Here is a 23,796-nt window from a genome sequence, read left to right on the forward strand (position 1 = left end):
CCGGAGCGTAAGTCATGACGATCAACCGCCAAATTCTGTTGGTTTCGCGTCCCAAGGGCGAGGCCACGCTGGACAACTTCCACCTCGCCGCGCCCGAACTGCCCGAACTCGGCGACGGGCAGGTGCTGGTGCGCAATTTCTATCTGTCGCTCGACCCCTATATGCGCGGCCGCATGAACGACACCAAGTCGTACGCGCCGCCGCAACCGCTCGACGCCGTGATGGTGGGAGCGACGGTCGGCGAGGTCATCGAGTCGCGGCATCCCGACTGGCAGCCCGGCGACGCAGTGACGGCGATGTTCGGTTGGCAGGAGTACGGCATCTCCGACGGTAGCAACTTGCGCCGTGTCGATGCGGTGCGGGTGCCGATGAGTGTGTATCTCGGTGCGGCCGGTATGCCGGGGGTGACGGCGTGGTACGGCTTGAACAAGATCATCGCGCCCAAGGCAGGCGAGACGGTGGCCGTGAGCGCGGCGTCAGGCGCGGTAGGCAGCGTGGTTGGCCAGTTGGCTAAGCGTATGGGATGCCGCGTCGTCGGTATCGCAGGCGGGCCGCAAAAGTGCGCGTATGTCACCGAAACGCTAGGGTTCGATGCCTGCGTCGACTATAAGGCGGGCAATGTGTACGAGGCATTGCGTGCTGCGGCGCCCGACGGTATCGACGGGTATTTCGAAAACGTGGGAGGCGCCGTATTCGATGCCGTGCTGGGCAACATCAACGCCCATTCGCGCATTGCGTTGTGCGGCATGATCGCCGGGTACGACGGGCAACCCGCGCCATTGAAATATCCGGCGCTATTGCTGACGAACCGCGTGCGGCTCGAGGGCTTCATCGTTACCGAGCATCTCGATATCTGGCCGCAGGCACTCACCGAACTGACCGACGCCATCGCCGCGGGCGAATTGCATTATCGCGAAACGATGACGCAAGGATTGGAGAGTGCCCCTGCGGCGTTCCTCGGTTTGCTCAAGGGCGAAAACTTCGGCAAGCAGATCGTTCGGCTGGTGTAACCGGGCGCGCGAATAGGCCGATACGGCGCAGGATTTTTCTCGAATTTATCAAGTACCCCTGAATTTCAGGGGGATAGCGCTTCGCGTCCTTTCCATGAGATGAGGCAGTTGGCACAATAGCGGGATTCCATTCAATAAACCGCCAGAGCGGTACCCCGCTATTGTGACCAGCGCTGCCAATCCGTCTTCCCTGTCATCCGCCAAGGCGTTCGTTCCCGAAACCCGCTTCGGAAATTGGTTCCTCAAGACCTACACATGGCGTCATCACGTGTTGCGTGTGGCGATCGAGGACTTGTTGCAACTGGCGCGCGGTACCGTGCCGCCTGCACCCGTCGTACTCGACGCCGGTTGCGGCCATGGGCAGTCGCTGCCTCTGCTGCATCGTTATTTCGTACCCTCGCGTCTGATCGGGGTGGATTGCTTCGCGCCGGCGCTCGACGATGCCCAAGCGCATGCGCGCGCCGCCGGGGTGCCGGTCGAACTGCATTCGGGGGATTGTTCGGCGATTCCGCTGCCCGATGCCAGTTGCGATATCGTCTTCTGCCATCAGACGTTCCATCATCTGGTCTATCAGGAGGCCGCGCTGGCCGAGTTCTATCGTGTCCTCAAGCCGGGCGGTCTGCTGTGCTTCGCCGAGTCGACGGAGGCCTACATCCGATCATGGGTGATCCGATTGCTGTTCCGCCATCCGATGCACGTTCAGCGCAGCGCAGAGGGTTACCTCGACATGATTCGCGAGGCGGGATTCACGTTCGAGCCTGAGAACGTTTCCTACCCCTACTTGTGGTGGAGCCGGGCCAAGGACTTCGGGCTGCTCGAACGCATGAAGTTGCAGCGACGCCGAGTGTTCGGCGAACGCGAAGAGACGTTGGTGAACGTGGTCGCGAGAAAACCGCTGGCGTAACCGCCCTTAGATGCGCGCCAGTGTGAGCGCGCCGTAGGTGCCACCAAAGCCGAACGTATTGATCAACGCGCTGCGGGCAGCAGCGTCGCGGCTCTCTCTCCAGATCGGATAAGCGGCGGCTTCGGCGGGCAGGCTATCGATGTTGGCCGCGCCCGGGACGAAGCCCTCGTGCATCGCCCAGATGGCACAGGCAATCTGCATCGCACCGGCCGCGGCGACCGTGTGACCAGTGATGCCTTTGATCGAAGTGATGGCCGGTAGCTCGGACACACCGCCGAAGGCATCGGCCAGTGCTGCCAACTCCACGGTATCGCCCTCGACCGACCCATTGGCATGGGCGCTGATAAAGCCGGGCGGTGCCGGAATATCCTGACAAGCGGCTTTGACGACATCGCTCATTGTCGCGATATCCACACCGAACGCACGCGAAGCGCAAGTGCCAACACCCACCCCTGTAATTTCGGCGAGCGCTCGGGCACCGCGTGCTTCGGCATGTGCGAGGGTTTCCAGCACGACGATGGCGCCACCGCCTCCGAGCACGAAGCCGTCGCGCTCGGCGTCGAACGGCCGGGATGCCTTGTCGGGTGTCGCATTGCGCGCGCGGGAGAGGACGCCCATCGCATCGAAACACATCGCGGCACCCCAAGGGGCTTCCTCACTGCCGCCCGCGAGCATCACATCTTGGCGGCCGAGACGCAGCAGATCGACCGCGTGTCCGACGCAATGAATCGACGTCGAGCATGCCGACGAAATGGCATATCCCACGCCGCGCAGATCGAATAGGGCAGATAACGCGGCTTGCGCCGTGCTCGACATGGCGCGTGGCACGACGTAGGGCAATACGCGTGTCGCACCACTTTCTCGCGCGACGTCCAGCGCCTCTTCGAAGTCTTTCATCGCCCCGGTACCGGAGCCGACGACGACACCGCATCGTCCGTTGCTCAGTGTCGCGGCGTCGAGTCCGGCGTCTGCCACGGCGCGCAGGGCGGCGTGGCTGGCATATAGCGCCGTGTCGCCCATGAACCGCCGCAGCTTGCGTGGTAACGCCGCGTCGTCGAGCGATCCGGCGTGCGGCCGCCCGGTGACGGTGCTGCGCAGGCCGTGTGCGACGTAATCCGGTGCCTCATGCACGCCGCTTTTCTGCTGGCGCAACGCGTCGACGATCACCTCGCGCGAATGACCGGCCGCGGAAACCATCCCGAGGCCGGTGACGACCACCCGAGCCAATCCGTCGGGGCGATGAAAGCGAGACATCAGAGGCGGCGCAGTTCCGCGTTGATGTCGCGGATCAGCGTGTCGACCCAACGGTTGTAGTTGGGGTGAATCATCGGCGTATTGGCGGGCAGCGCGGTGTTATTGAAGTCTTCGCGGCGTGAGGAGGCCGCCGGTGCGCCGGAGAGAGCGTACTCGAGATTCGTGCTGTCGCGGTAGGACACCGAATACGCCGTTTCCGTGTACTTGATGGTCACCGACGCGTAGTGCTTGTTGCGCACATTGATCGAGGCAACGAGTTCGCCCGGCTTGTCTTGCGTGGTGGCCCAGTCGTGCCCGGCGGCACCGCGCGTGATAGCACCACGGATCTCTTCGAGCGACAACGGTTTGCCGCTGCCCGAGACGATCGGCATGTTGTCGTGCGGCACGATCGGCACGGCGGGACGGGCGGCGTGTGCGGCAGGGGCGAGCATGGCCGTCAGGGTGACAGCGAGCGAGGCGGCGAGCAGGCGTCGACGAGTCTGCATGTTTTCTCCATTGCGTTTGTGAGCGACGTTACTGGGTATATCGCCGGTTAGGCCCGGCGATGACCCCGTTGCGTCATTGGGTTACCAACGTGTTGCGTAATTGATCGCGTTCAATCCACAAATCGTTGAAAGATCAGCGACGTATTGATGCCACCGAACGCGAAGTTATTGCTCATGATTCGCTGCGTTTCCAGTTGACGGCCAGCGGCACCGCCGATGTGGTCGAGTGAAGCGCAGGCCGGGTCTGGGGTATCGAGATTGAGCGTGCCGGCAAACCAGTCGCGACGCATCATTTCGATGGCCCACCAGGCTTCGATCGCCCCGCAGGCACCCAGCGTGTGACCGAGGTAACTCTTCATGGCGCTAATCGGTACACCGCTTCCGAAGAGGCTGGCGGTCGCTTCGCTCTCGGCGATATCGCCCCGGTCGGTTGCGGTGCCGTGGGCGCTGATGTAGTCGATGGCGTGCGGTGTCAGCCCGGCATCGTCGAGCGCCAGTTGCATGGCACGCGCCATGGTGGCAGCGGTAGGTTGCGTGACGTGATTGCCGTCGGTATTACATCCGAAACCGACAATTTCCGCGAGAATCGTGGCGCCGCGCGCCTGCGCGTGTTCGAGCGATTCGAGCACCAGCGTGGCGGCCCCTTCACCCACGACGAGACCGTCGCGTGCCGCATCGAACGGGCGGGGCGTGAGCTGCGGTTCGTCATTGCGCGTGCTCGTCGCGTACAGCGTGTCGAACACGGCACTGCCGGGGCCGGACAACTCTTCGGCACCGCCGGCGAGCATCACTTTCGTGCGGCCGAACCGGATGGCCTCGTAGGCGTAGCCGATCGCCTGACTGCCCGAGGTACATGCGCTCGACGTGGGAATGATGCGGCCTTGCAGTCCGAAATGCACGCCGATGTTGACGGCCGTCGTGTGCGGCATCATCTGGATGTAGCTCGTCGAGGTGACGCCCGCCATCGATCCCGTTTCGACCATCACGCCAAACGCTTGAATCGGCGCGATGCTGCCGGACGACGAACCGTAAGCTACGCCGATATCGCCCGGATCGCCCGCCGTCACGTCGAGCCCAGCATGGGCAAGGGCGTGTTCGGTGGCCCGAAGCGCCAACTGGGCCACGCGCCCCATCGAGCGCAGTTGCTTGCGTGGCCAGTGGGGCGGCGGCGCGAAGTCTTCTACGGGACAGGCGAGACGCCCGTTGAGCATTTCGAAGTAGTCCCACTCCGGCATGCGGCGCACGGCATTCCGGCCGGCGCGCAGTGCAATCTCGATATCTTCCCAGCGGCTGCCTAAGGCCGTGATGCCGCCGTATCCGGTAACCACAACACGCGTCATCAGATGATCCCTCCATTGACACCGATCACCTGACGCGTCACGTAGCTCGCGCCGTCAGACATCAAGAACGACACCACGTGCGCCACCTCGTCCGGCGTGCCGACGCGATTCATCGGCACCATGCGCAGGGCTTCGTCCAGCGCTACCCCTTCGAGCATGCCCGTGTCCACCAGACCGGGGGCGACGCAGTTCACGGTAATGCGGCGCGATGCGAGTTCGGCCGCCAGTGCTTTAGTGGCGCCGATCAGGCCCGCCTTGGCAGCGCTGTAATTCACCTGCCCGCGATTGCCCATGACACCGGAGACCGAAGCCACCGTGACAATGCGCCCGCCGGCGCGCAGGCGCACCATCGGCATGCTGAGCGGGTGAACGACGTTGAAGAAGCCGTCGAGACTTGTATCGAGCACGCTGTCCCAATCGTCGTCGGACAGCGCGGGGAACGCGTTATCGCGTGTGATGCCTGCGCCGCAAACAATGCCGTAATAGGCGCCGTGTTCGGCGACATCCGCTTCGAGGGTCTCGCGGCAGGTCTGCCGGTCGCGCACGTCGAACTGCACGAGATGGGCGGTACCGCCGGCCGCGCGAATTTCGGCCACGGTGGCCTCACCGGGGCCGACTTGTTCGCGGCAATGGACGGTGACGGCAAAGCCGTCCTGAGCGAGGCGCAGGGCAATTGCCCGCCCGATGCCCCGGCTGCTGCCGGTGACGAGAACGCGTCGGGTCATGATAGATGCTCCAACAAAAATGCAGAAAAATCGGTCGGCTGATGAACCTTGATCGTGGCGCTGGCAACGGCGTCGCCGTCGATGTCCACGCGGCAGTCGTAAGCTCCGTTGCCAGTGTCGTCGCGCAGCACGCAGGCCGCGCGCACCAGCACCGGCACGCCGGCGCGCAGCGACGCGACATTCGCTTCGAGCCTGCGCGTACCGAGCAACACGCCGGGTGCCGGTGGCAGGCCGCTGTTGCGGCGTGTGAGCGCCTCATGCGCGGCAATCGCCTGCGCCATGAGTTCGATCACGATATGAACGGGCATGTTGCCGCTCGCGTCGGCGTACCACGCATGCGCGTCGGGCGTTGCCTGAACGCAGATCGACTCGGCATCGTATTCGCAGACGGCGTCGATCAACAGCATGGGCGGCCGGTGCGGTAGCAGGGTTTCGATGGGCGGCCATGGCGTCGACGCGGTCATTGCCAGGCCTCCGCACGCGAGAGAATCACACTGGCGTTGTTACCGCCGAATGCATACGCGTTCGTCATCACATGACGGGGCGCGCGGCCCAGTGTGGTGCCGACAGGGGTGAGACGTAACGGGCTGAGTGTCTCATCGGTAGCGCCGTCCCAGACGTGCGGCGGCAAACGGCCGCCGGCTTCTAGCGTGAGCCAGCAAATGCCGATGCCGGTGGCGCCTGCGGCACCGAGCAGATGGCCTGTCATCGGCTTGGTGCCACTCACCCAAGGCGAATGCTCGAAGCAGGTGTGCGTCGCGAGACTTTCCATGGCGTCGTTCTTCGGTGTGCCCGTGGCATGCAGATGCACGTAGTCGATTTGCGCAGGAGCGAGACCGGCGTCGCGTAATGCGGCGCGCATGGCATCGATGGCACCGCTGCCGTCAGGGGCCGGCGCCGAAATGTGATGGGCGTCGCTCGAATCGCCAATGCCGGAAAAGACGATGTTCCCGGGCGTGCGTGACATCAGGCAGAGCATCGCCCCTTCGCCGATGTTGATGCCGTCGCGATGACGGCTCATGGGGCGCGACAGACCTTGCGCGAGCGACTCGAGCGCGCCAAAACCACCGAGCGTCAGCGCACACAGGGCATCTGCACCACCGGTCACCACCGCATCGCACACGCCGCTATCGATGAGACGGCGAGCCGCGCCAAACGCCTTTGCACTCGAGGTGCAGGCCGTCGAAATGGTGTAGGCGGGGCCATGGACCCCCAGCAGTTCGGCAAGGAACTGCGCCGGGGCGCCGAGCGCCTGCTGCCGGTAGTGATAGTGGCCCGGCAATGTGCCGCTGGCGGCGAGTGAGCGCAGTGCCGCTTCGCCTTCTGCGATACCCGAGGTACTCGTGCCGATGACCACGCCGATGCGCGTCGCGCCATGGCGTTGAATGTGTTCTGCCAGCACGGCACGCAAGGGTTCGGCGGCGGCAACCAAAAAGCGGTTGTTGCGGCAGTCGTAGCGCTTTAGCCGGTCGGGAAGCGAGGGAAGTTCGTGATCGGGAAGGCGCACCGCACCGACCACAGGCGCCGAATGCGTACCAGCGGCATGCCATTGGCCGTGCGCCTGCATGCCCGACGTGTCGCCGGCGAACAGACGCTCGGCGATATCGGGCAGATCATGGCCCAGCGCATTGATCATGCCGAGCGCGTGGAGATAGACAGGGGACTTCATGAACGCAATTCCGGAAAACGCAAGCTGTAGGGCGCAAGCAGTAGCGCGAGCGCGATGCCGATCGTCAGCGTCAGGCCGAAGGCTTGCAAGCTCGGCATGCCGCTAAAGGCGAGCAAGCCAAACGACAGCAGCGTGGTGGCTGCCGACATCAGCGTACCGGCCACCGCAATCGCAGCCATCTGTTCATCGTCACCCGCACGCAGCTCACCCTCGCGCAGAAAGATCGCGTAGTTCACCCCCACGCCCAGCACGAGCATCAAGCCCATCTGTGCGAACAACGTGAGTGGCAAACCGAGGTAGCCGAACGCGGCGAAGACGGCGGCTGACGCGAGTAGCGTGGGCATGAGGGTGGCAATGGCGCCGCGCCACCCATATCGACGGGCGAGCAGAACGGCCACCACCGCCAGCGCCGCGCCGAACCACAAGCCGCTCGCGTGCCGATAGCGCGCAAACAGATTGGAAATGGACGCCGCTTTATCGACGTAGGTCACGCCGGGCAAATCGGCCGCCACTTGCGCTGCCGCCGCGCTGTCACGCAGCCCCAGCGGGCGCACGAGGCTGGCGAAGCCGTTGGCGTTTGCGTTTGAGGTCCCGGCGTGGAGCGTGGCGATCGCGCCGACCTGTCCCATCCAGAGCATGCGGTACGGCGTCGAGCCGGGCCACGCGAGCCAGTCGCCGATGCGAAGCGGCGGCGTGTCGCTCTCGGTCGCAAAGGCATTGGCGTATTGACGCGCGAAGTCGGCACGGAACCCGGCACGGGTCATGGCAGCCGTCAGTGCGTCGGGCGAATCGAAACGGGCCGCACCGAAGAGCGCGCGATTGTCGAGTTGACGTTGCATGGAAGGCACAAACTGAGACACGCCCGTCCAGCCAGTGAACGGCGCGTCTTTGCCGCTGGCAACTTGATCGAGACGCGCGCCAAGCTGCTCTTCGCGACGCAGCAACGCTTCGTCGCTATCGGCTTGCACCAGCCAGAACTGCGTCGCGCCGTCGATACCGGTGATGCGCGAGATCGCTTGTTCCTGTGCGACCAGCGACGGTTCACGGGAAATCAGGCGGCGGATGTCGTCGTCGACACCCAGCCGCCACCATCCGGGCAGGCATGCCAGCAGGATCAGGCAGCCGATAACCGTGCCTTTGCGGCCCGCGAGTGCCGCGCCCCAGACCCGAAGCCAACGGTGCGCCAGCCGGATGACCGGTGCGCGCAGCGGCGGTACGTTTCGCGGGAGGAAGGCCGGCAACGCCCAGACAACGAAGGTATAGGACGAGAGTAGACCGGCAAGTGCGAAGACGGCGATCTGGCGCAACGCGGGGAACGGCACCGCGCCGAGAATTGCGTAGCCCAGCACGCTAGTGGCGAGCGCGATACGCAACGCCGGACGAATCACGGGCAAGGTTCGCTGCGCGGCGTCGCGCGACAGACCGCCGACACCGACGAAGTACTGGATGGCGTAGTCGACCGTCTCGCCGATCAGCGCGGCGCCAAAGACGAGCGTGAGCAGATGCATCTCGCCGAAGATTGCCAGCGTGGCGACCGCCGCGCACAGGGTGCCGAAGGCGACGGTGGCTAACCCCATGGCAAGCAAGCGGCCCGAACGGAACGCCCAGAGCGTGAGCAGTGCAATTCCTAGTGTTGCCACGATGCCGATGCGGTGCAATTCCCGCTCGGCTTGCGCTCTCGCGCTCGCCGCGTGAAAGACGGCGCCGCTGCGCAGCATCTCCACGCCCGGCGTGGCTTCGACGATCTGCGATTGCGCGGTCTCGAAACATCGCGTGACACGTTGCTGGACATTGCTCTCGAAGGCGGCGCCACGCGTTTGCAGCAGCACCAGCACCCACGTCTTGTCGTCATGACGGGCGCTGAGCCAGCCCGCGTCCGGCAACATGCGAAGCTGACCGAACGGTAGGCGAATGAGCCAGCGGTCGAGCCAGCCGAACGGATCGTCGGCGGCATCGGTCAGGCCAAACGGTGAATTGGTCAGCGATAGCGACGGCAGTGACGTGTTGGAGGTCGGCGCGTCGTCTACGGCGCTGGCTGGGTGGCGTCGCAGCTCGGCTTCAAGCGCCGCGCGGTCGTCCTGCGAGAGCAGCTGGAAGCGGTGAGGGAGGTAAAAATTCGAGAGAAACGCGGGATCGAACGGCGGGATTTTGCCCTGCACGTTGGAGAAAGCATCGCTCTCGCGTGCAAGCGCATCGAAGCGCGCCGCGGCCGCGCGCGCCGTGCTGGCGTCCTTGGCCCCGATCAACACCACCACGCGATCGCTCACGCTGCCCGCGAGGTGGTCGACGGCTTGCTCGGCTACGGGGTTTCTCTCCGTTGTCGGCAACAAGGCCAGCACGTTGGTCTCAAGCGGCAGATGGCGCACGGCAATCAGCCACAGTCCCAACAGCACGACGCCCGTGGTGAAGGCGAACGTGAGTGCACGGCGAAGTGCCCGGATTCGTGGCGTCATTCGACTGTTCGCAGCAAACGTTGCTCGTTCGCATCGAGCGCGTCGCCCGTGCGCACCTTCTCGAACTGCCATCGCACGGACTCGCCACGCCGGGTCTCGAGCGCGACACCGCGCACGACGGTATCACCGTTGAGCGTGAGGCGGCGCATGGCCTGCGCAACCTGCGGTTGCGATGGCGTCAGCACGATCTGCCAGCGGTTCACGGTGCCTGTGACGGCGACCGAGAATTGCGACGCTAACCCGCTGGTGTCGCCGTGCATGAATGCGCTAGTCCACTCGTTGATTTGTTGCGTGAGCGCCGACGCTTGCATGTCGAGCGACAACACCGTGCCGTCGGCATCGAGGCGGGCGCTGCGCTGCCGGCCGTAGACATACCCTTGCGGCTGGGGCGAATGCACTTGCCAGACCACCCCGCGTTCACGCGCGAATACGAGCGAGCCGCGGGTGATCGCCGGCGCTGAGAGTAGCGGCGACGTGCGCGTCTGGAGAAAATCAGCGTGCACGACGGGGTAGGCGCCGATCTGCGCAAGAATGCGCTTGAGCAATGCCAGGTCTGCCGCCGCAGAGTCTTGTGTCGGCACCGGCGCGGACTCGACGGCCACAACCGCAGGCGCCGCGGACATACCGATGAGCGATAGCACGACGGGAAGCAGTGCGCTTGCCGCGCGCTGGGTCAGGCGGCGGCCCATGCGGCCTCCAACTTCTCAACGACCACAGGCGGACTCACGAATTGCAGTTCACCGTTGCGCGCATCGACGGCAACTTGCACGGTGTAGCCCTTGGTGATGCGTTCTTCGGTGGCGATATCGTGAATCTCATACGCAATACGTAAGCGGTTCTCGTACTCGGTGAGCGACGCGCTCACGCGCACGCGCTGTCCGTAACGCGCCGGACGGACGTATTTGAGATGACACTCGACAACCGGCCACACGTAACCGGAAGCCTGCATTTGCGGATAGTCGTAGTCGAAGCGGCGCAGCAGTGCGCAGCGAGCGAGTTCGAAGTATTTGACGTAATGGCCGTGCCATGCGACTTGCATCACATCGACGTCATGGAAGGGAATCTCGACGTCGGCCGTCGCAACGAGCCACGGTGCCTTTTCCGGCCGGCGGCCGACGGTGTCAGTCGTCATGGGGCAGGTCGCCTCCTTCGGCAATCCACGCACGTACGGTACGCAACTCGTGTTCAAGCGCGCGATCTTCGTCGACGAACGGCGACCGAGCGGCGACGCTATCGAGCCACTGGCGCAACGTGTCAGGCAACGGTGCGCTGTCGGGCGAGAGGCGTTCGCGCAGTTTTACCGCTTGCGCGACGGCGAGCGTGTGGGCGGCAGCCACCTGCTCGGTGAGCATCAGTACGCGCAGGCAATCGCGCGCCGCGATCGTCCCCATGCTGACCTTGTCTTGGTTATGCGACTCGGTGGAGCGTGAGAACACGCTGGCCGGCATGGTGTGCTTGAGTGCCTCGGCGGTCCACGCCGACGCGCCGATCTGCACCGCCTTGAAGCCGTGATTGATCGGGGCGCGCGGTCCGGTAGCGCCGCTGAGATTGCGGGGCAGGCCGTTGTTGAACTTGTCGTCCACGAGCAGCGCCAGTTGGCGGTCCATCAGGTCCGCGATATTGGCGACCGCCGTTTTCAGGCTGTCCATCGCGAACGCAATGTGCCCGCCGTAGAAGTTGCCGCCGTGATGCACTTCACCGGTATCGGGATCGATGAGCGGATTGTCGTTGGCGCTGTTGATCTCGTTCTCGACGTCGCGACGCACCCAACTGAGGGCATCGACGAGCACCCCGACGACGTGCGGCGCGCATCGCAGCGAGTAACGATCTTGAATCCGAGCTTCTGGCGGTTCCATGCGGCCGGCCAGATCGTCGCGAATCCAACGGGCGGCGTCGCGTTGCCCTTCGTGCGGCTTCGCGTCGAAGAGCGTCGGGTGGAAGTGTGCTGCGCGGCCGTCGAGCGCCACGGTCGTGAGTGCCGTCAGGCGGGACGCCAGTCGCGCCAGTGAGCGGCTTCGCGCGAAAGCGAGGCTGGCCAGCGCCGTCATGACGGCCGTGCCGTTCATCAGCGCGAGGCCTTCCTTGGGGGCCAGGCGAATCGGTGCACCGCCCGTGGCGGCCAGCGCTTCGGTGGCAGCGCACAGGCGGCCGCGATACCTGACGTCACGCTCACCGATAAGGGTGGCTGCCACGTAGGAGAGCGGTGTGAGGTCGCCGCTGGCGCCCACGGAGCCTTCCGCCGGAATGCGCGGCAACACGTCATGTGTGAGCAGGTGGACGAGCGCCTCGAGCAGTTCCGGACGGACCGCCGAGTATCCCTGGGCAAGCGACGCCAGACGGCAGGCGAGCACGGCACGTACGGCGTCGTCGTCGAGCCATTCCCCCATGCCGCAGCCGTGATAGCGGGTGAGTTGGGCGGGCAGGGCTTCGATGAGCGTGGCTGGCACGTCGACGACGCAGGCATCGCCATAGCCGGTAGTCACGCCATAGACGGGGCGTCCCGCCGCGAGATGGGCGTGGAGTGCGTCGACGCCGCGACGAATGCGGTCTCGCCACGCAGCGTCGGTCGACAAACGCGCGCGACGGGTGCGCTGCGCCAGCGCCAGAATGTCTTCGATCGTCAGCCGGTCGTGACCGAACACCACGGCCGACGCGTCGCTGAGGCGGGCATCGGGCACAGCATGGCGAGCGGGGTTGCCGGTGCCGTCGAGGGCGCCGGAGAGTGAAATCGGGAGTTCCATCATGACTGTGGCGACTTGCCTTGCCAGAAATCGAAAAAGTTGAACCACTGCGTCGGGTATTGCCGGCAGTAGTGCTCGAGACGTTGCGCGTACTGCTCGGCGTAGCTGCGCAATGCCGCTTCGCGTCGGGCGCGTGGCAATGTCACCGCATCGGCGAACCGTTCGAAATACAGCCGGTAAATATCCGTGCCGCGACGTTTGTTAGGGCCTTTGTCGCGCAGGCAGAAGAGCAGATACACCGGACATTCGAGCAACGCGGCAAGAATGAACGGGCCTTGGGCAAAGGGGGCGGGTTCGCCGAAGAAGGGCACCTGCACCACGCGTCCACCGTCGGCGGACGGCACGCGATCGCCCACAATGACAAGCCAGTCGCCACGGTCGATGCGCTCGCGCAGCATGATGGCGGTGGCGGGGCCGATGTCGTCGACTTCGATCAGGTTGTGCGCAAAGTCCTGATTCGTCCCGGCGAGCATGGAACGGAAGCGCTGCGCGTGGCGGGTGTAGACCACCGCGTGAATGCGATCGATGCCGCGCGAACGGGCGAGTGCCCGCGTCATCTCCAGATTGCCGAGGTGCGATCCGATCACGAGCGCGCCACGGGCATCGTTGGCGGCGGTGTCGAGCGTTGCGTCGTCCTCGACCTGCACGTGGCGCTCACCGAGCAGTCCGCGCCAGGCGGCGAATTTGTCCAGTGCGGCGTTGGCGAACGCGAGTAGATGCTGGAACGTGCGCCAGCGCGTCGGGGCTGCCCAGCCAAGTTCGGGGGCCGCCGTGCCAAGCCGCTGTTGGTAGTCGCGCGAGGCGGCACAGGCCTGCGTGTCCTTCAAGGCGAAATAGGCCACCACCGGGATCAGGCAGACGCGCGCCGTACGCAGGCCAAACCATCGGCAGGCAAGCGCCAGCACGCGCATGCCTAGCAGACTACCGCGCTCGGGGCGCCGCCACCAAGCGAGGTTGGTCGTAGCGTCGGGCGCGTCGGGCGTGGGAAGTGAGGCCGGTGGTGTTGCCGATGTCCGGCACAGCTTGCGCCATAACAATGCCGGTATGCGGGGCAGCATCGCGCAAACGAGCCGCGTATGCATCCACGAAATGCCCACGTTGTCGCGGAACATCTGGAAGTGCGATACCCCGTTGTCCGGATAGACGACGCGTGTGCGCCGGTTCTGCACGGGCACCCCTTGCCAGTACAGGCGCACCAGAATGTCCGTGTCGAACGCCATGCGCGGTGGCGGCCGATGCCGTGCGAGCAGGGCGGCGGTGGCGGCTAGCGGATACACGCGAAACCCGCACATCGAATCGGCGATATCGAACGACAGCGTCTCGACCCACACCCAAAAGTGCGTGATATAGCGGCCGTACAAACGCCCCTTGGGGACCGACGCATCGTAGCGAGGCGTTCCGCAGATCACCGCATCGGGGCGCTGACGTGCGTCATCGAGAAAGACGGGGACGTCCGCGAGATCGTGCTGACCATCGGCGTCGACTTGCAACGCGTGCGTATAGCCAAGCGTATGCGCCCGACGTAATCCGTGGGCGACCGCGCCGCCTTTGCCGAGGTTGCGCGGCAGGCGTTCGAGCGTCACCGTGTGCGGATGCGCAGCATGAATGGCATCGAGCACGGCCCGCGTGGGCGCATCGCTGCCGTCGTCGACCAGCAGAACCGGCAGCGCTTGGGCGAGCAAGGTCTCGACGATGCGCGCGATATGCGCCGGGTGGTTGTACACCGGAATCAGAATGCAAGGCCGGAAGGGCTGGCAGGGCTGGCAAGGCGAAGCGGCATCGGGCAAGCGCTGGGCATCGAGGCGTGCGTTCATTGCGGCACATCTCCGGCAACGACGTCCGCGGAGGCGGACGGCGCGGGATATGCGAGATAGCCGGTGGCGGCCGTGCCTTTCGCCCCTTCGTAGGCGTAGTGCACGCGGCAGCGGGAAACATCGTACGTCAGCGAGAGATCGAACCGTGTCCCTGGCAATACAGGGGCAGAGAATTTCACTTGCTGCAACGTGTTCGGCGCGCTCACCCACGCACCTAGCGCGGGGTCGGCCGACGCATGTTCCGCGGCGAATCGGGTGGCCCAGTCGATGAGCACGACGCCGGGCAACAGCGGCAGTCCGGGGAAATGGCCTTCGAAATGCGCCAGATCGGGCGGCACGCGCAATGACAGCACGACCGCGCGCGCCTTGTCCGGCAGCGTCCCGGTGCCATTCGCCTCGTCTGTGTCGTTCAGGCGAACGCCCATCACCGACGGCAGCCACGGGGAGGCCGGTGAGAAGAGCGCGGCCACGTCCGCAGCCGTGCGCTTACCCCGATCATTCAGGGGAAGCGCCGCGAGAAAACGCCAGCGTCTTGGGAGCAAGGTCGCATCGAACGTCTCTGCCAGCGAGTTGCGCATAGCGGTGCGTACCGCACCCAGCGATTGTTCGCGCCATGCACGCCGACCGGCGCGGCTCAACACGACCGCAGCAGCAAGACGTCCGGCAATCACTACCGTAGCTGCGTCGTCGACCCATGCATGGCGCAACAGCGCCGCTTCCACCGCCGGTAACGAGACTCGCTTGCCTTCGATCTTCACCGTGCGGTCGAGCCGCCCCGTCATGACGAACGAACCGTCTGGGTTCACGATGGCCCCGTCGTCGGTCGGCCACCATTGCCCGTCGTTCACGCGCGGCGAACGGATTTCTAATGCGCCATGGTCCGAGACTCGCACCGTCGTGTCGTCAAACGGCGTCCATTGCGATGTGCGGTCTTGCTGGCGCCACGCGATGCCGCCGGTCTCGGTGCTGCCGAAGACTTCGACCGGCGCACAGGCATCGCTAACCGAGGCCGCCGCGCGCGACACGCGTGCGAGGCGGGCGCATTGCAGTGCAGCGTCAGCCGGTAGCGGACCGCCGGAGGAAAACGTGAGGCGCGGGGCGTCGGGCCAGGCACCGGCGCTGTCGCTGATGTCGACGTCGACACCGAGTAGCGCCGGCCAGCGCGTCAATTGGGCGGGGCCGGCGATCCAGACCACGGCCGGCCACGTGCGCCATGCCACGGCTTGCGAGGGCTCTGCGAAGGTGTGGCGGGCGAACGGAACGCCAGCGGCCAACGGCCACAGCACACGGAACCACAGCCCATAAATGTGATGACACGGCACACTGGCGACCACCAGCGCGTTCTGAAGTTGTGCGCCCCAATGCCGGTGCAGTGCCTGCACTTCATCGTCGAGCTGTGCCAGCGTTTTCGTGATCGCCTTCGGTTCGCCGCTGCTCCCCGATGTGTAAATGATCAACTGACAGGACGCGGCGAGCGCCTCGTGCGGTGTCGACGTTTCACTCTGCGTCGCAGCATTCGCGGCGTCGTGGCTTATCGCGTCGCACGCCAATGTTTCGGCATCGACGGCCTCGTCGAAGGCGAACGCGAAGTCGCGTCGCGTCTGAGGCAGCGCGTTGGGCAGCACGACCGGCGTTTTGCCCGCCGACCAAGCGGCGAAGAGCGCACTGCTCATGTCGAACGGATCGTCCAGACAGAGTGCGAGACGTTGCGCGGGTCGCGCGGAAAAAGCGATCCGCAACAACTGAACGCGGGCATGCCACGCGTGCGCCGTCAGTGGAGCGGCGTTGTCTGCGGGCGATCGGCCGTCCACGCAGACAACAAGTGTCGGCGCACGCGGCCGACACACGATCTCGGCCAGCGGCGTGCAGCCTAGGGCTTGCTGTGAAACGGGATTCACACGACTCATGCCGATGCCTCCGGCGGTTGCACGTGCCCGGCTTTGGCGGCGGCCTGCTTTGCAAGCATGCGGCGGCGCCAAAGCCATTCGGCAGCGAATAGCAGACCGATCAGGACATAGGCGATACCGCCGTTATAGAGGGACCAGACTTCGCGCGACGCCCAAAGGGCCGTGGCCAGCGCGACGGCGCCATTGAAGACGAAGAAGCCAATCCATACCCGCGTGACCTTACGCAAATAGGGCGTGGCGTCCGCCGGCAAATCGGGCTGATGCAGCCGGGCAATACGTTCGACCATCGGCATCGGCGAGCGCAACGACATGGCGAACGTCAGTCCCATGCCGACATTGACGGCCACCGGGTAGCAGCGCAGCAGCAGTTCGCTGTTACTGAGCGCCGTGGCGCAAGCGAGGGCAGCCAGTCCACCGGCAACGGCCCATTCGACCGGCATGAGCAGACGGTGAGACTTCAGATTGCGACGGTAACGCAGGTAGATCCCGACGAGCAGCAGTAACGCGAGATAACGCGGCGCGAGCAGCGAGATCCCGGCGAGTATCAGCACCGGGTAGGCGAGCGCCGCGATAACGGACTGCCAGCGCACTCTCGCCTGCGTAGCGTGCGGCAGCGAGGCCGCGGCATCGGCATGAAGTCGGGACATACAAGCGAATCAGCCGTTGAGCAGGGTACGGACGGCGGACACCACGTCAGCGACGGTGCGCACGCTCTTGAATTCTTCAGGCTGGATGCGTTTGCCGGTCATCCGTTGCAACTGGATGGCGAGATCCACCGCATCGATGCTGTCGAGATCCAACTCTTCGAACAGATGCGCCTGCAATGTGATGCGCTCGGGCGCGATCTCGAACGTGTCATGCAGGATGGTACGCAGACGCGACAGAATTTCGTCGTCGGACAGGGGTAACGTCAAGGTGCTCATCGCTAGGGTTCCTTACTGGGCGCAACCGCGCTCGCGCAACAACTGCGCCAGGGTGGCAACGCTGCGGAACTGCGCGCGCGCTGCCTCATCGTTCGCTTCGATCTGCAAGCCAAAGCGCTTGCGCAGGGCAATGCCCAGCTCGAGCGCGTCGATGGAGTCCAGGCCGAGGCCGTCACCAAAAAGGGGGACGTCGTCGACGATGTCGTCCACGCCGATGTCTTCCAGTTCAAGTGCCTGGACAATCAATTGCTTGATCTCAAGTTCTAGAGAAGCCATGTTGAGAAATCTGATCGATGAAGAAATGTTCGGCGAGCGTGGTCAAACGTCTCGCTGCCAAAGGCATCTGTGTGCCAATCGTTTCGCCGCTCGCGTTGCCGGTTGTAACGACGCTTGCGTCATGCCGAGTCGGGCTCGCCGGCGACTCGGCGCGGCTGCCGTGCGGTTGCGCGACAGCGGGGCTCAGGTCGGCATCCAGAACGCGAATGCGCAGGGTCGGCTGAGCGGCGGGTACGGAGTACCAACGGTGTTGTTTGGTGTAGGCGGGCGGGTCGCAGTCGATCAGCACCGGCACGATCGGACAGTCATGCGCCAGCGAGATATGCGCGAAGCCACGTGAGAACTTGCCGAGGCGGCCCCGCGACGGACTGCGCGTGCCTTCGGGAAAGACGATGAGCGGCACGTTGTCGGCCAGTGCCGCTTCGCTGGCGCTCACGAGCGACGGACCCCCGTCATTACGCAGGTAGCCGGCCGAGCGCACGATGCCCGCGAAGAATGGGTTACGCCAGTGGCGGCTCGTGACGATGCAACACGCACGCGGCATGAGCGCGAGCAACACGGCCACGTCCAGATATGACGGGTGGTTGGCGATGACGATGACGCGCCCCAAATGGCGCAGTCTGTCGGCATTCTCGATCTCGAACCGCATGACACCCAAGGCGCGGCACGCCGCGACCAGTGATGCAAAACAGCGATGCACCATGGCCATCGCATAGCGCCGACGACGACGCACGGACACCGGCAACAGGAGCAACGACGGGAAGACGATCAGCGAGAAGACCAGACCGCCGACGGCAAAGCAAGACCAAAGGAGCAGCGAAGCCGCCCGGCGGTGCAACGGTGCGCCCCGGCGCAGGATGTCAGGCGCACGCATGCTGAGTCTCCTCCTGCCATGCCCACTGCCAGTCATGCCGCTCGCCGCGCCAGATATCGCTGCCGCCGCCCATGAGCGACGTGAGCAGGCTGCTGCTTTGCGAGCGCGACTCGGCGCAGGTGTCGCGCCCGGCGGGCAAATGCATCGTGCAGGTCAGGCGCGCGGTCGCGTCGGCCGAGATCAGCAGCGCAATGGCATTGGCACTGTCGTCGGGTTGTCCTGCCGTGGGGCCATAACAGGCGGGTGGCGCATCGAACGCGAAAATCACCAGCAGCGGCGTGTCCGGCGTTTCGCGATGCTGCGTCCACGCGTCGAGCAGGGCATAGCCGAGCGTGTCGTCGGCGGCCGAGACGGCGTTGATGGCGGAGCGGTCGTGACGCGCAATGCTGAGCACGCCTGGCGTGGCATTGAGTACCGACAGGCTGAACGCGGTAGGCGACGGCGGTTCGCGCCGCACCAGCGCTTCTAGCATTTGCGTGGTGCGTTGAATTTCGCCGTGCTGCGATGCGTACACCACGCGGCAGGCAGGCGGCAGCGGGCCGCAGGCGACGGCAGCCGACAGCGCGAGCCGCGCGAGGGGGCTCAGACGGCGGCGCAGCATGGGGTCGATGTCGCCGACGTCCGGTTTGCCGGGCGTCGCCGCATTCAACTGACGATAGGCCCAACGGCGCACCGGCAGATCCCAGCGCGCAACGGGGCCCGCCAATGCGGCAGCCGCCGTGGCTTGCTCGGATATCGCCGGCTCCGGCGCGGATTCCACAATGCTGACTTCCCCCGAAGCCCATTGCGGCGCGCGACGCATCGTTTGCGCGTCGATGTTATCTGGCATGGCTAATTAGTGGAAATGAGGCGATTGCCGCTTTTGCTGTGCCACGCGCTATTTCCGTCTTATGCGTTTTCTCGGCCGCTTTTCAGTACGGCCGGATATGGCGAGAAGGCCGACGCTGTCTCGCGTCGTGCATTCCATAGCACCCCCGAAAGTTTCGGCGTGCAATTATAGCCAAATGTAAGAGTGTGAAATGTTTGTATGACGAAGAATGTGGCGTTTTTGCAGGAAAGCGGAAAATGCCTACTGGACAGATTCGCCGAACGTTGCTTGCTAACGCGCAAAAAATGCACGAAACAACGCGAAAAGCAAGGCGCCACAACACGCCACGGGATTGATTCCCAATTTAAATGCCGAAATTGGGAATCGTGTGAATGGCCTGGGGAAATACGGCGGGGTGCCGCTAATTGCGGAGTGTTTCGACGGTGAAAGCGAAACTGCGTTGATCGGAGAGTTCGCTGGGTGACTGCCCGGGGGTGACGGTCGCCTCCACCATATCGACGCGGCCGTCGCGATGGTAGCGAAGCAGCGTCGTACAGCGGGTGCCGTAGGCTGGCGACGCGATGAACGCGGCGGAGAGCGTCTTTTCCCACGGATGGGGCACGCCGGTTTCCGGTAGCGCGTCATCGGGTGCTTCGGTGGCGTCGCGCATCAGGCGTAGCAACGTGGCGTCGTCGGCATTGGCGGCGTTGTCGGCAAGGGCGGCGGACAAGGCATTGCGCCGGCTCACGAGCTTCGGCCAGGGCGTGTCGAGCAAGGCATTCGATAGGCCATGGACGCCGGGCGCGATGGCATGCGCGATCGGTAGGCCCACCCCGGCGGGCAACGTCACGGCGGCACCATTCATGCGAACGTGATCGCCCGCAGCACCGTCGCTGCGGTCGTCAGTGCTGCCACGCTGATCTCGATTCCCCAGCCAGAACAACTTCCTGCCCGGTAAATCGCCAGCAAGCAGATTGAAGCCTGCGTAGTCGTGGGCGTGCTTTTCCACGCGCGCAAGATCGGCGTCGAGCGGTGTGTCGTCGAGCATGGCCGAGACGAGCAGTCCGCGTGAGGGCGCGTCTTTGGGTGCCATGGGCGCTCGCCCGTCACGGAAGTTGGTCAATGCGGCGAAGCGTCCGGCCCGGTTGATCCCCATCCACGTCCCGCCACCGCGCAGATCACGCCCGGCGAGGACTGAGGGGCGGTCTCGCCACCAGTGCATCGGTTCGGCCGCGCGTTCGAAGAACTCATCGCGATTGGCGAGTAGCACGAGCGGTGTCTCGGCATCGGGCTGCCACGAGAAGACGATCAGGCACATGGCGATGGCCTATCCACAAAACACTCCACGTGACGCTCACCGTCGATGAGCGCGGGCAGGCCGCATTGCGTTGCCATGTCGGGCAACGCCGCTACGAACGCTGGCGTTGCGCCGTCGTAGCGCTCCATCCATGTCGTAGTGGTCGTAGTGGCCAAGGGGGCCGCGCCGCCCCGCGCATCGGCCTGTTCATCGGCCCGCTGTTGCAGGCGCGCCGATACGCCGAAGCGTGATGTTGCTAATGCGAAGAGGCTCACGACGGCCTGAGCCGCCGCGGCCTCATGCGTGGATGCGACACGGTAATAGACGTAACAGTCCATTCAGGATGCTGCTGCCGCCGATGCCGACGAGGCCGGTGCTTCCGTCGGATCGAAGATCTCGTATGGCAACTCGGAGAATTGCAGCGCGGGGCCGTCGGCGCTGCCAAGACGGACGTCGTTGGCTTCGCGGGCGGCGAGTTTGAGTTCGACGAGGAGGTCGTAGCCGCCGTTCGGTGCGGTGGCCGCTTGCACGACCATGCCGCACGGTTGGTCTGGATCGCTCACTTCGACCAACTCCTGTGCAGGCACTGGTGCGGCACCGCCTTCGGCCACATGGGCCAGATGCAGGCGGCGCTTGATCGTGCCGCGATACTGGCTGCGGGCGACGACTTCTTGCCCGGGATAGCAACCCTTGCGGAAGCTCACGCCGCCCACAACTTCCCAATTCACCATTTGCGGGACGAATTGCTCTTGGGTCGCGGTCACGATATTGGCCACGCCGCTGTGCACGTCGAGCCACGCCGTGAGTGCGGAATCGACCACGACGAGGCCGGGCGAAGCCTGCAACGCAGCCCACACCTGCGCGGCCTGTGCGACCGGCACGCTCCAGAGATAACGGGGCAGCGCGCGTGCCGAGCCAGCGTCAGGCAGGCGCACGAGCGTGGTCGGGGCATCGCCCAGCGTGCCATGCACGGCGGCTAGCGACACGGCGGGCAGTGCCGCGAACGTTTGCGTCAGCACCGCTTCGGCAGCCGGGCCGCCCACTTGCAGCAAGACATGCGTGGCTGTCGCATCGGTCAGCTTGGCCTTTGCACGCAGCACAAACATCGACAGCCGCTTTTGCACGGCGGCCTGAACGTCGGCGGCACCGGCCAGATAGATCGTGGCGTCGGCGGTAGCGTCCCGCCACATCAGGAACGTGGCGAGCAACCGGCCCTTGGCCGAGCAATAGCCGCTCAGCCGGGCTTGCGCCGGCTTGAGGTGTTCCACATCGTTGGTCAGTTGTCCGTGGAGGAAGCTTTCGGCATCGGCACCGGTCACGGCGATGAGGCCCGTGTCGTGTGCCAGCGCGGCGAAGCTGCCCGATTGGAGCGCAGCGAACTGCGCTGCCCGCGCTTGCGCGTCGGAAGAAGATGCGGCTGCCGCTTGCGGCAGAAGTTCACGCCATTGGGAATTCATATACGGGAGTGCCTGTCTATCTTTGAGGGTTCGGCAAGTCAAAGTATTATATTGGGTCTTCCGCTTGGGCGTACGAGCCCGGTTTGGCGCGCAAAACGCGCAGCACGAACCGCCCCGTCATACTAGCCCGGGTAGACCGAGTCCCCCGAACCCGCTGCCGTCCACGCGCGACTTACTCTGCAATTCATGTCCTTCATCAAACGCCTGTTCGTGCTGTTGATCGTCGTAACGCTAGCGGCGGGTGGCGCTTTCTATTACTGGGCTCAGGCCCCGATGCAACTCGCCAAGCCCACGCTCGACGTCACCATCAAGCCCTACAGTTCGGTGCGCAGCGTCGCGACCCAGCTTCACTCCGGCGGCGTGCCGGTGCACCCGCTGTTGTTCAATCTGCTCGCACGGATCATGGATGTGGGCACCAAGCTCAAATCCGGTAATTACGAGTTTGCGACCGGCGTCACGCCCGTCGACGTCATGGAGAAACTCGCGCGCGGCGACGTCAATCAGTACGTGGTGACGATCATCGAAGGCTGGACCTTCAAGAAGATGCGCGCCGAGCTCGACCTCAATCCGGCATTGCGTCACGACACCGCCGGGCTGCCCGACGCCGACATCATGCAGCTCGTCGGTGCCGATCGTGCCGAAGCCGAGGGCATGTTCTTTCCGGACACCTATCTCTTTCCGAAGGGCACGAGCGACGTCGATATCTATAAGCGCGCCTATCGTCTGATGCAGAAACGTCTGGACGAAGCCTGGGCCGCGCGTGCGCCGGGCCTGCCGTACACCACCCCTTACGAGGCGCTCATCATGGCGTCGCTCGTCGAGAAGGAAACGGGGCAGGCCGTCGAGCGCGGGCAAGTCGCCGCTGTGTTCGTGAACCGCTTGAAAAAACGCATGCTGCTCCAGACCGACCCGACGGTGATCTACGGCATGGGCGATCTGTACACCGGGCGCCTGCGCAAGCGCGACTTGCAAACCGATACGCCGTACAACACCTACACGCGCGCCGGGCTGCCGCCTACGCCGATTGCACTGCCCGGCGTGGCATCGCTGGCTGCCGCGCTCAATCCGGCACCGACCGATGCGCTCTATTTCGTGGCGCGCGGCGACGGCACCAGCCATTTCTCGACCAATCTCCAGGAGCACAATCGCGCCGTGGACAAATACCAGCGAGGTGATTAATGACGCAACCTAACGCTGCACCGGCGGCGGTGCCGGGCAAGTTCGTGACTTTCGAAGGCATCGACGGCGCGGGCAAAAGCACGCACGTGAACGCTTTCGTCGAAACGCTGCGTCAGGGGCTCGCCCGCGTAGGCCGTGACGTCGTGGCCACGCGGGAGCCGGGCGGCACGCCGCTGGGCGAGGCATTGCGCAAGCTGGTGCTCGACGAGCCGATGGATATCGAAACCGAAGCGCTGCTGATGTTTGCCGGGCGCCGCGAGCATCTGGTCAAAGTCATCGAGCCGGCGCTCGCGCGTGGCGACTGGGTGGTCTCCGACCGCTTTACCGACGCGACGTTCGCCTACCAGGGCGGCGGGCGCGGCCTTTCGCTCGACAAACTGTCGGTACTCGAACAGTGGGTACAAGGCACGCGCCAGCCCGATCTGACGATTCTGTTCGACCTCGATCCGTCGATTGCCGCTGCCCGTCTGGCCGGTGCCCGCGCGCCGGACAAGTTCGAGCGCGAGTCGGCCGCCTTCTTCACCCGCGTGCGCGAAGAGTACCTGCGCCGTGCGCAGGCCTCGGCAGGCCGTTTCGTTGTGATCGACGCGGCCCAGAGCATCGACACGATTGCGGCGGAGCTCGCGGGCGTGTTCGCGCGATTGGGCTTGCCAGGGCACTAATCGCGCGGCTTGCGCCAA

Annotated in this window: 24 protein-coding genes; 4 read left to right on the top strand and 20 right to left on the bottom strand. The window is 64.9% G+C overall.

Annotated elements, in window-relative coordinates:
- Positions 1-14: 14 nt before the first annotated feature.
- Together PPN31114_RS01800 and PPN31114_RS01805 are read left to right on the top strand one after the other, a co-directional pair.
- Positions 15-1,010 carry an NADP-dependent oxidoreductase gene (locus PPN31114_RS01800; protein WP_150677787.1) on the top strand — a complete coding sequence of 332 codons (996 nt, stop codon included), beginning with the start codon at positions 15-17 and terminating at the stop codon, positions 1,008-1,010.
- A 163-nt stretch (positions 1,011-1,173) separates the two neighbouring features.
- Positions 1,174-1,914, top strand: a complete 741-nt coding sequence (locus PPN31114_RS01805) for a class I SAM-dependent methyltransferase (protein ID WP_246182361.1) — start codon at positions 1,174-1,176, stop codon at positions 1,912-1,914.
- Between the two features lie 6 nt (positions 1,915-1,920).
- Here the strand turns inward: PPN31114_RS01805 and PPN31114_RS01810 are convergent, their stop codons facing one another.
- The 20 genes from PPN31114_RS01810 to ygfZ all read right to left on the bottom strand — a co-directional run bounded on the left by PPN31114_RS01810 (position 1,921) and on the right by ygfZ (position 21,937).
- On the bottom strand, positions 1,921-3,168 hold the full coding sequence (locus PPN31114_RS01810; RefSeq protein ID WP_150677788.1) for a beta-ketoacyl-[acyl-carrier-protein] synthase family protein: 1,248 nt from the start codon (positions 3,166-3,168) through the stop codon (positions 1,921-1,923).
- Entirely contained in the window at positions 3,168-3,653 is a 486-nt protein-coding gene (locus tag PPN31114_RS01815) for a hypothetical protein (protein WP_150677789.1), read from the bottom strand. Before PPN31114_RS01815 ends, PPN31114_RS01810 begins: the two co-directional genes overlap by 1 nt.
- Before the next feature lie 110 nt (positions 3,654-3,763).
- Positions 3,764-4,993, bottom strand: coding sequence for a beta-ketoacyl-ACP synthase (locus PPN31114_RS01820; protein WP_150677790.1), 1,230 nt, complete (start codon positions 4,991-4,993; stop codon positions 3,764-3,766).
- Positions 4,993-5,718 carry a 3-ketoacyl-ACP reductase FabG2 gene (locus tag PPN31114_RS01825; protein ID WP_150677791.1) on the bottom strand — a complete coding sequence of 242 codons (726 nt, stop codon included), beginning with the start codon at positions 5,716-5,718 and terminating at the stop codon, positions 4,993-4,995. The genes PPN31114_RS01820 and PPN31114_RS01825 overlap by 1 nt, the downstream gene beginning before the upstream one ends.
- A complete protein-coding gene (locus tag PPN31114_RS01830) occupies positions 5,715-6,182 on the bottom strand; it encodes a hotdog family protein (RefSeq protein WP_150677792.1) in 468 nt (155 codons plus the stop codon). Before PPN31114_RS01830 ends, PPN31114_RS01825 begins: the two co-directional genes overlap by 4 nt.
- Positions 6,179-7,387, bottom strand: a complete 1,209-nt coding sequence (locus PPN31114_RS01835; RefSeq protein ID WP_150677793.1) for a beta-ketoacyl-[acyl-carrier-protein] synthase family protein — start codon at positions 7,385-7,387, stop codon at positions 6,179-6,181. Before PPN31114_RS01835 ends, PPN31114_RS01830 begins: the two co-directional genes overlap by 4 nt.
- The gene (locus PPN31114_RS01840; RefSeq protein ID WP_174987562.1) at positions 7,384-9,840 is read right to left on the bottom strand and encodes an MMPL family transporter; all 2,457 of its coding nucleotides are present in this window, start codon (positions 9,838-9,840) and stop codon (positions 7,384-7,386) included. The genes PPN31114_RS01835 and PPN31114_RS01840 overlap by 4 nt, the downstream gene beginning before the upstream one ends.
- Positions 9,837-10,529, bottom strand: coding sequence for a LolA family protein (locus PPN31114_RS01845; protein WP_150677795.1), 693 nt, complete (start codon positions 10,527-10,529; stop codon positions 9,837-9,839). Before PPN31114_RS01845 ends, PPN31114_RS01840 begins: the two co-directional genes overlap by 4 nt.
- Positions 10,514-10,972 (bottom strand): acyl-CoA thioesterase, encoded by a 459-nt coding sequence (locus PPN31114_RS01850; protein ID WP_150677796.1) that lies wholly within the window; start codon positions 10,970-10,972, stop codon positions 10,514-10,516. The genes PPN31114_RS01845 and PPN31114_RS01850 overlap by 16 nt, the downstream gene beginning before the upstream one ends.
- The gene (locus PPN31114_RS01855) at positions 10,962-12,584 is read right to left on the bottom strand and encodes an HAL/PAL/TAL family ammonia-lyase (RefSeq protein WP_246182362.1); all 1,623 of its coding nucleotides are present in this window, start codon (positions 12,582-12,584) and stop codon (positions 10,962-10,964) included. The genes PPN31114_RS01850 and PPN31114_RS01855 overlap by 11 nt, the downstream gene beginning before the upstream one ends.
- Positions 12,581-14,395: a glycosyltransferase family 2 protein gene (locus PPN31114_RS01860; protein ID WP_150677797.1), complete on the bottom strand. Its 1,815-nt coding sequence runs from the start codon at positions 14,393-14,395 to the stop codon at positions 12,581-12,583. Before PPN31114_RS01860 ends, PPN31114_RS01855 begins: the two co-directional genes overlap by 4 nt.
- Complete coding sequence (locus PPN31114_RS01865; protein WP_174987566.1) at positions 14,392-16,302, bottom strand: ApeI family dehydratase; 1,911 nt, start codon at positions 16,300-16,302, stop codon at positions 14,392-14,394. Before PPN31114_RS01865 ends, PPN31114_RS01860 begins: the two co-directional genes overlap by 4 nt.
- Positions 16,299-16,949 carry a COG4648 family protein gene (locus PPN31114_RS01870; protein WP_246182363.1) on the bottom strand — a complete coding sequence of 217 codons (651 nt, stop codon included), beginning with the start codon at positions 16,947-16,949 and terminating at the stop codon, positions 16,299-16,301. Before PPN31114_RS01870 ends, PPN31114_RS01865 begins: the two co-directional genes overlap by 4 nt.
- A 9-nt stretch (positions 16,950-16,958) precedes the next feature.
- A complete protein-coding gene (locus tag PPN31114_RS01875) occupies positions 16,959-17,204 on the bottom strand; it encodes an acyl carrier protein (RefSeq protein WP_150679098.1) in 246 nt (81 codons plus the stop codon).
- Between the two features lie 33 nt (positions 17,205-17,237).
- Complete coding sequence (locus PPN31114_RS01880) at positions 17,238-17,501, bottom strand: phosphopantetheine-binding protein (RefSeq protein WP_087687852.1); 264 nt, start codon at positions 17,499-17,501, stop codon at positions 17,238-17,240.
- The gene (locus PPN31114_RS01885; protein ID WP_174987569.1) at positions 17,482-18,375 is read right to left on the bottom strand and encodes a lysophospholipid acyltransferase family protein; all 894 of its coding nucleotides are present in this window, start codon (positions 18,373-18,375) and stop codon (positions 17,482-17,484) included. Before PPN31114_RS01885 ends, PPN31114_RS01880 begins: the two co-directional genes overlap by 20 nt.
- Positions 18,362-19,204, bottom strand: a complete 843-nt coding sequence (locus tag PPN31114_RS01890; protein ID WP_150677800.1) for a beta-ketoacyl synthase chain length factor — start codon at positions 19,202-19,204, stop codon at positions 18,362-18,364. Before PPN31114_RS01890 ends, PPN31114_RS01885 begins: the two co-directional genes overlap by 14 nt.
- Before the next feature lie 400 nt (positions 19,205-19,604).
- Positions 19,605-20,501, bottom strand: coding sequence for an NRDE family protein (locus tag PPN31114_RS01895; protein WP_150677801.1), 897 nt, complete (start codon positions 20,499-20,501; stop codon positions 19,605-19,607).
- Positions 20,492-20,818 (bottom strand): DUF4936 family protein, encoded by a 327-nt coding sequence (locus PPN31114_RS01900; RefSeq protein ID WP_150677802.1) that lies wholly within the window; start codon positions 20,816-20,818, stop codon positions 20,492-20,494. The genes PPN31114_RS01895 and PPN31114_RS01900 overlap by 10 nt, the downstream gene beginning before the upstream one ends.
- A complete protein-coding gene (gene ygfZ / locus PPN31114_RS01905; protein WP_150677803.1) occupies positions 20,819-21,937 on the bottom strand; it encodes a CAF17-like 4Fe-4S cluster assembly/insertion protein YgfZ in 1,119 nt (372 codons plus the stop codon). It lies immediately after the preceding gene.
- Positions 21,938-22,123: 186 nt separating this feature from the next.
- Here ygfZ and mltG point away from each other — a divergent pair, with 186 nt between their 5' ends.
- Together mltG and tmk are read left to right on the top strand one after the other, a co-directional pair.
- On the top strand, positions 22,124-23,116 hold the full coding sequence (gene mltG, locus PPN31114_RS01910) for an endolytic transglycosylase MltG (protein WP_150677804.1): 993 nt from the start codon (positions 22,124-22,126) through the stop codon (positions 23,114-23,116).
- Positions 23,116-23,778: a dTMP kinase gene (gene tmk, locus PPN31114_RS01915; RefSeq protein ID WP_150677805.1), complete on the top strand. Its 663-nt coding sequence runs from the start codon at positions 23,116-23,118 to the stop codon at positions 23,776-23,778. Before mltG ends, tmk begins: the two co-directional genes overlap by 1 nt.
- Positions 23,779-23,796: the final 18 nt, after the last annotated feature.

The organism is Pandoraea pneumonica, assembly GCF_902459645.1.
Taxonomy (GTDB): domain Bacteria; phylum Pseudomonadota; class Gammaproteobacteria; order Burkholderiales; family Burkholderiaceae; genus Pandoraea; species Pandoraea pneumonica.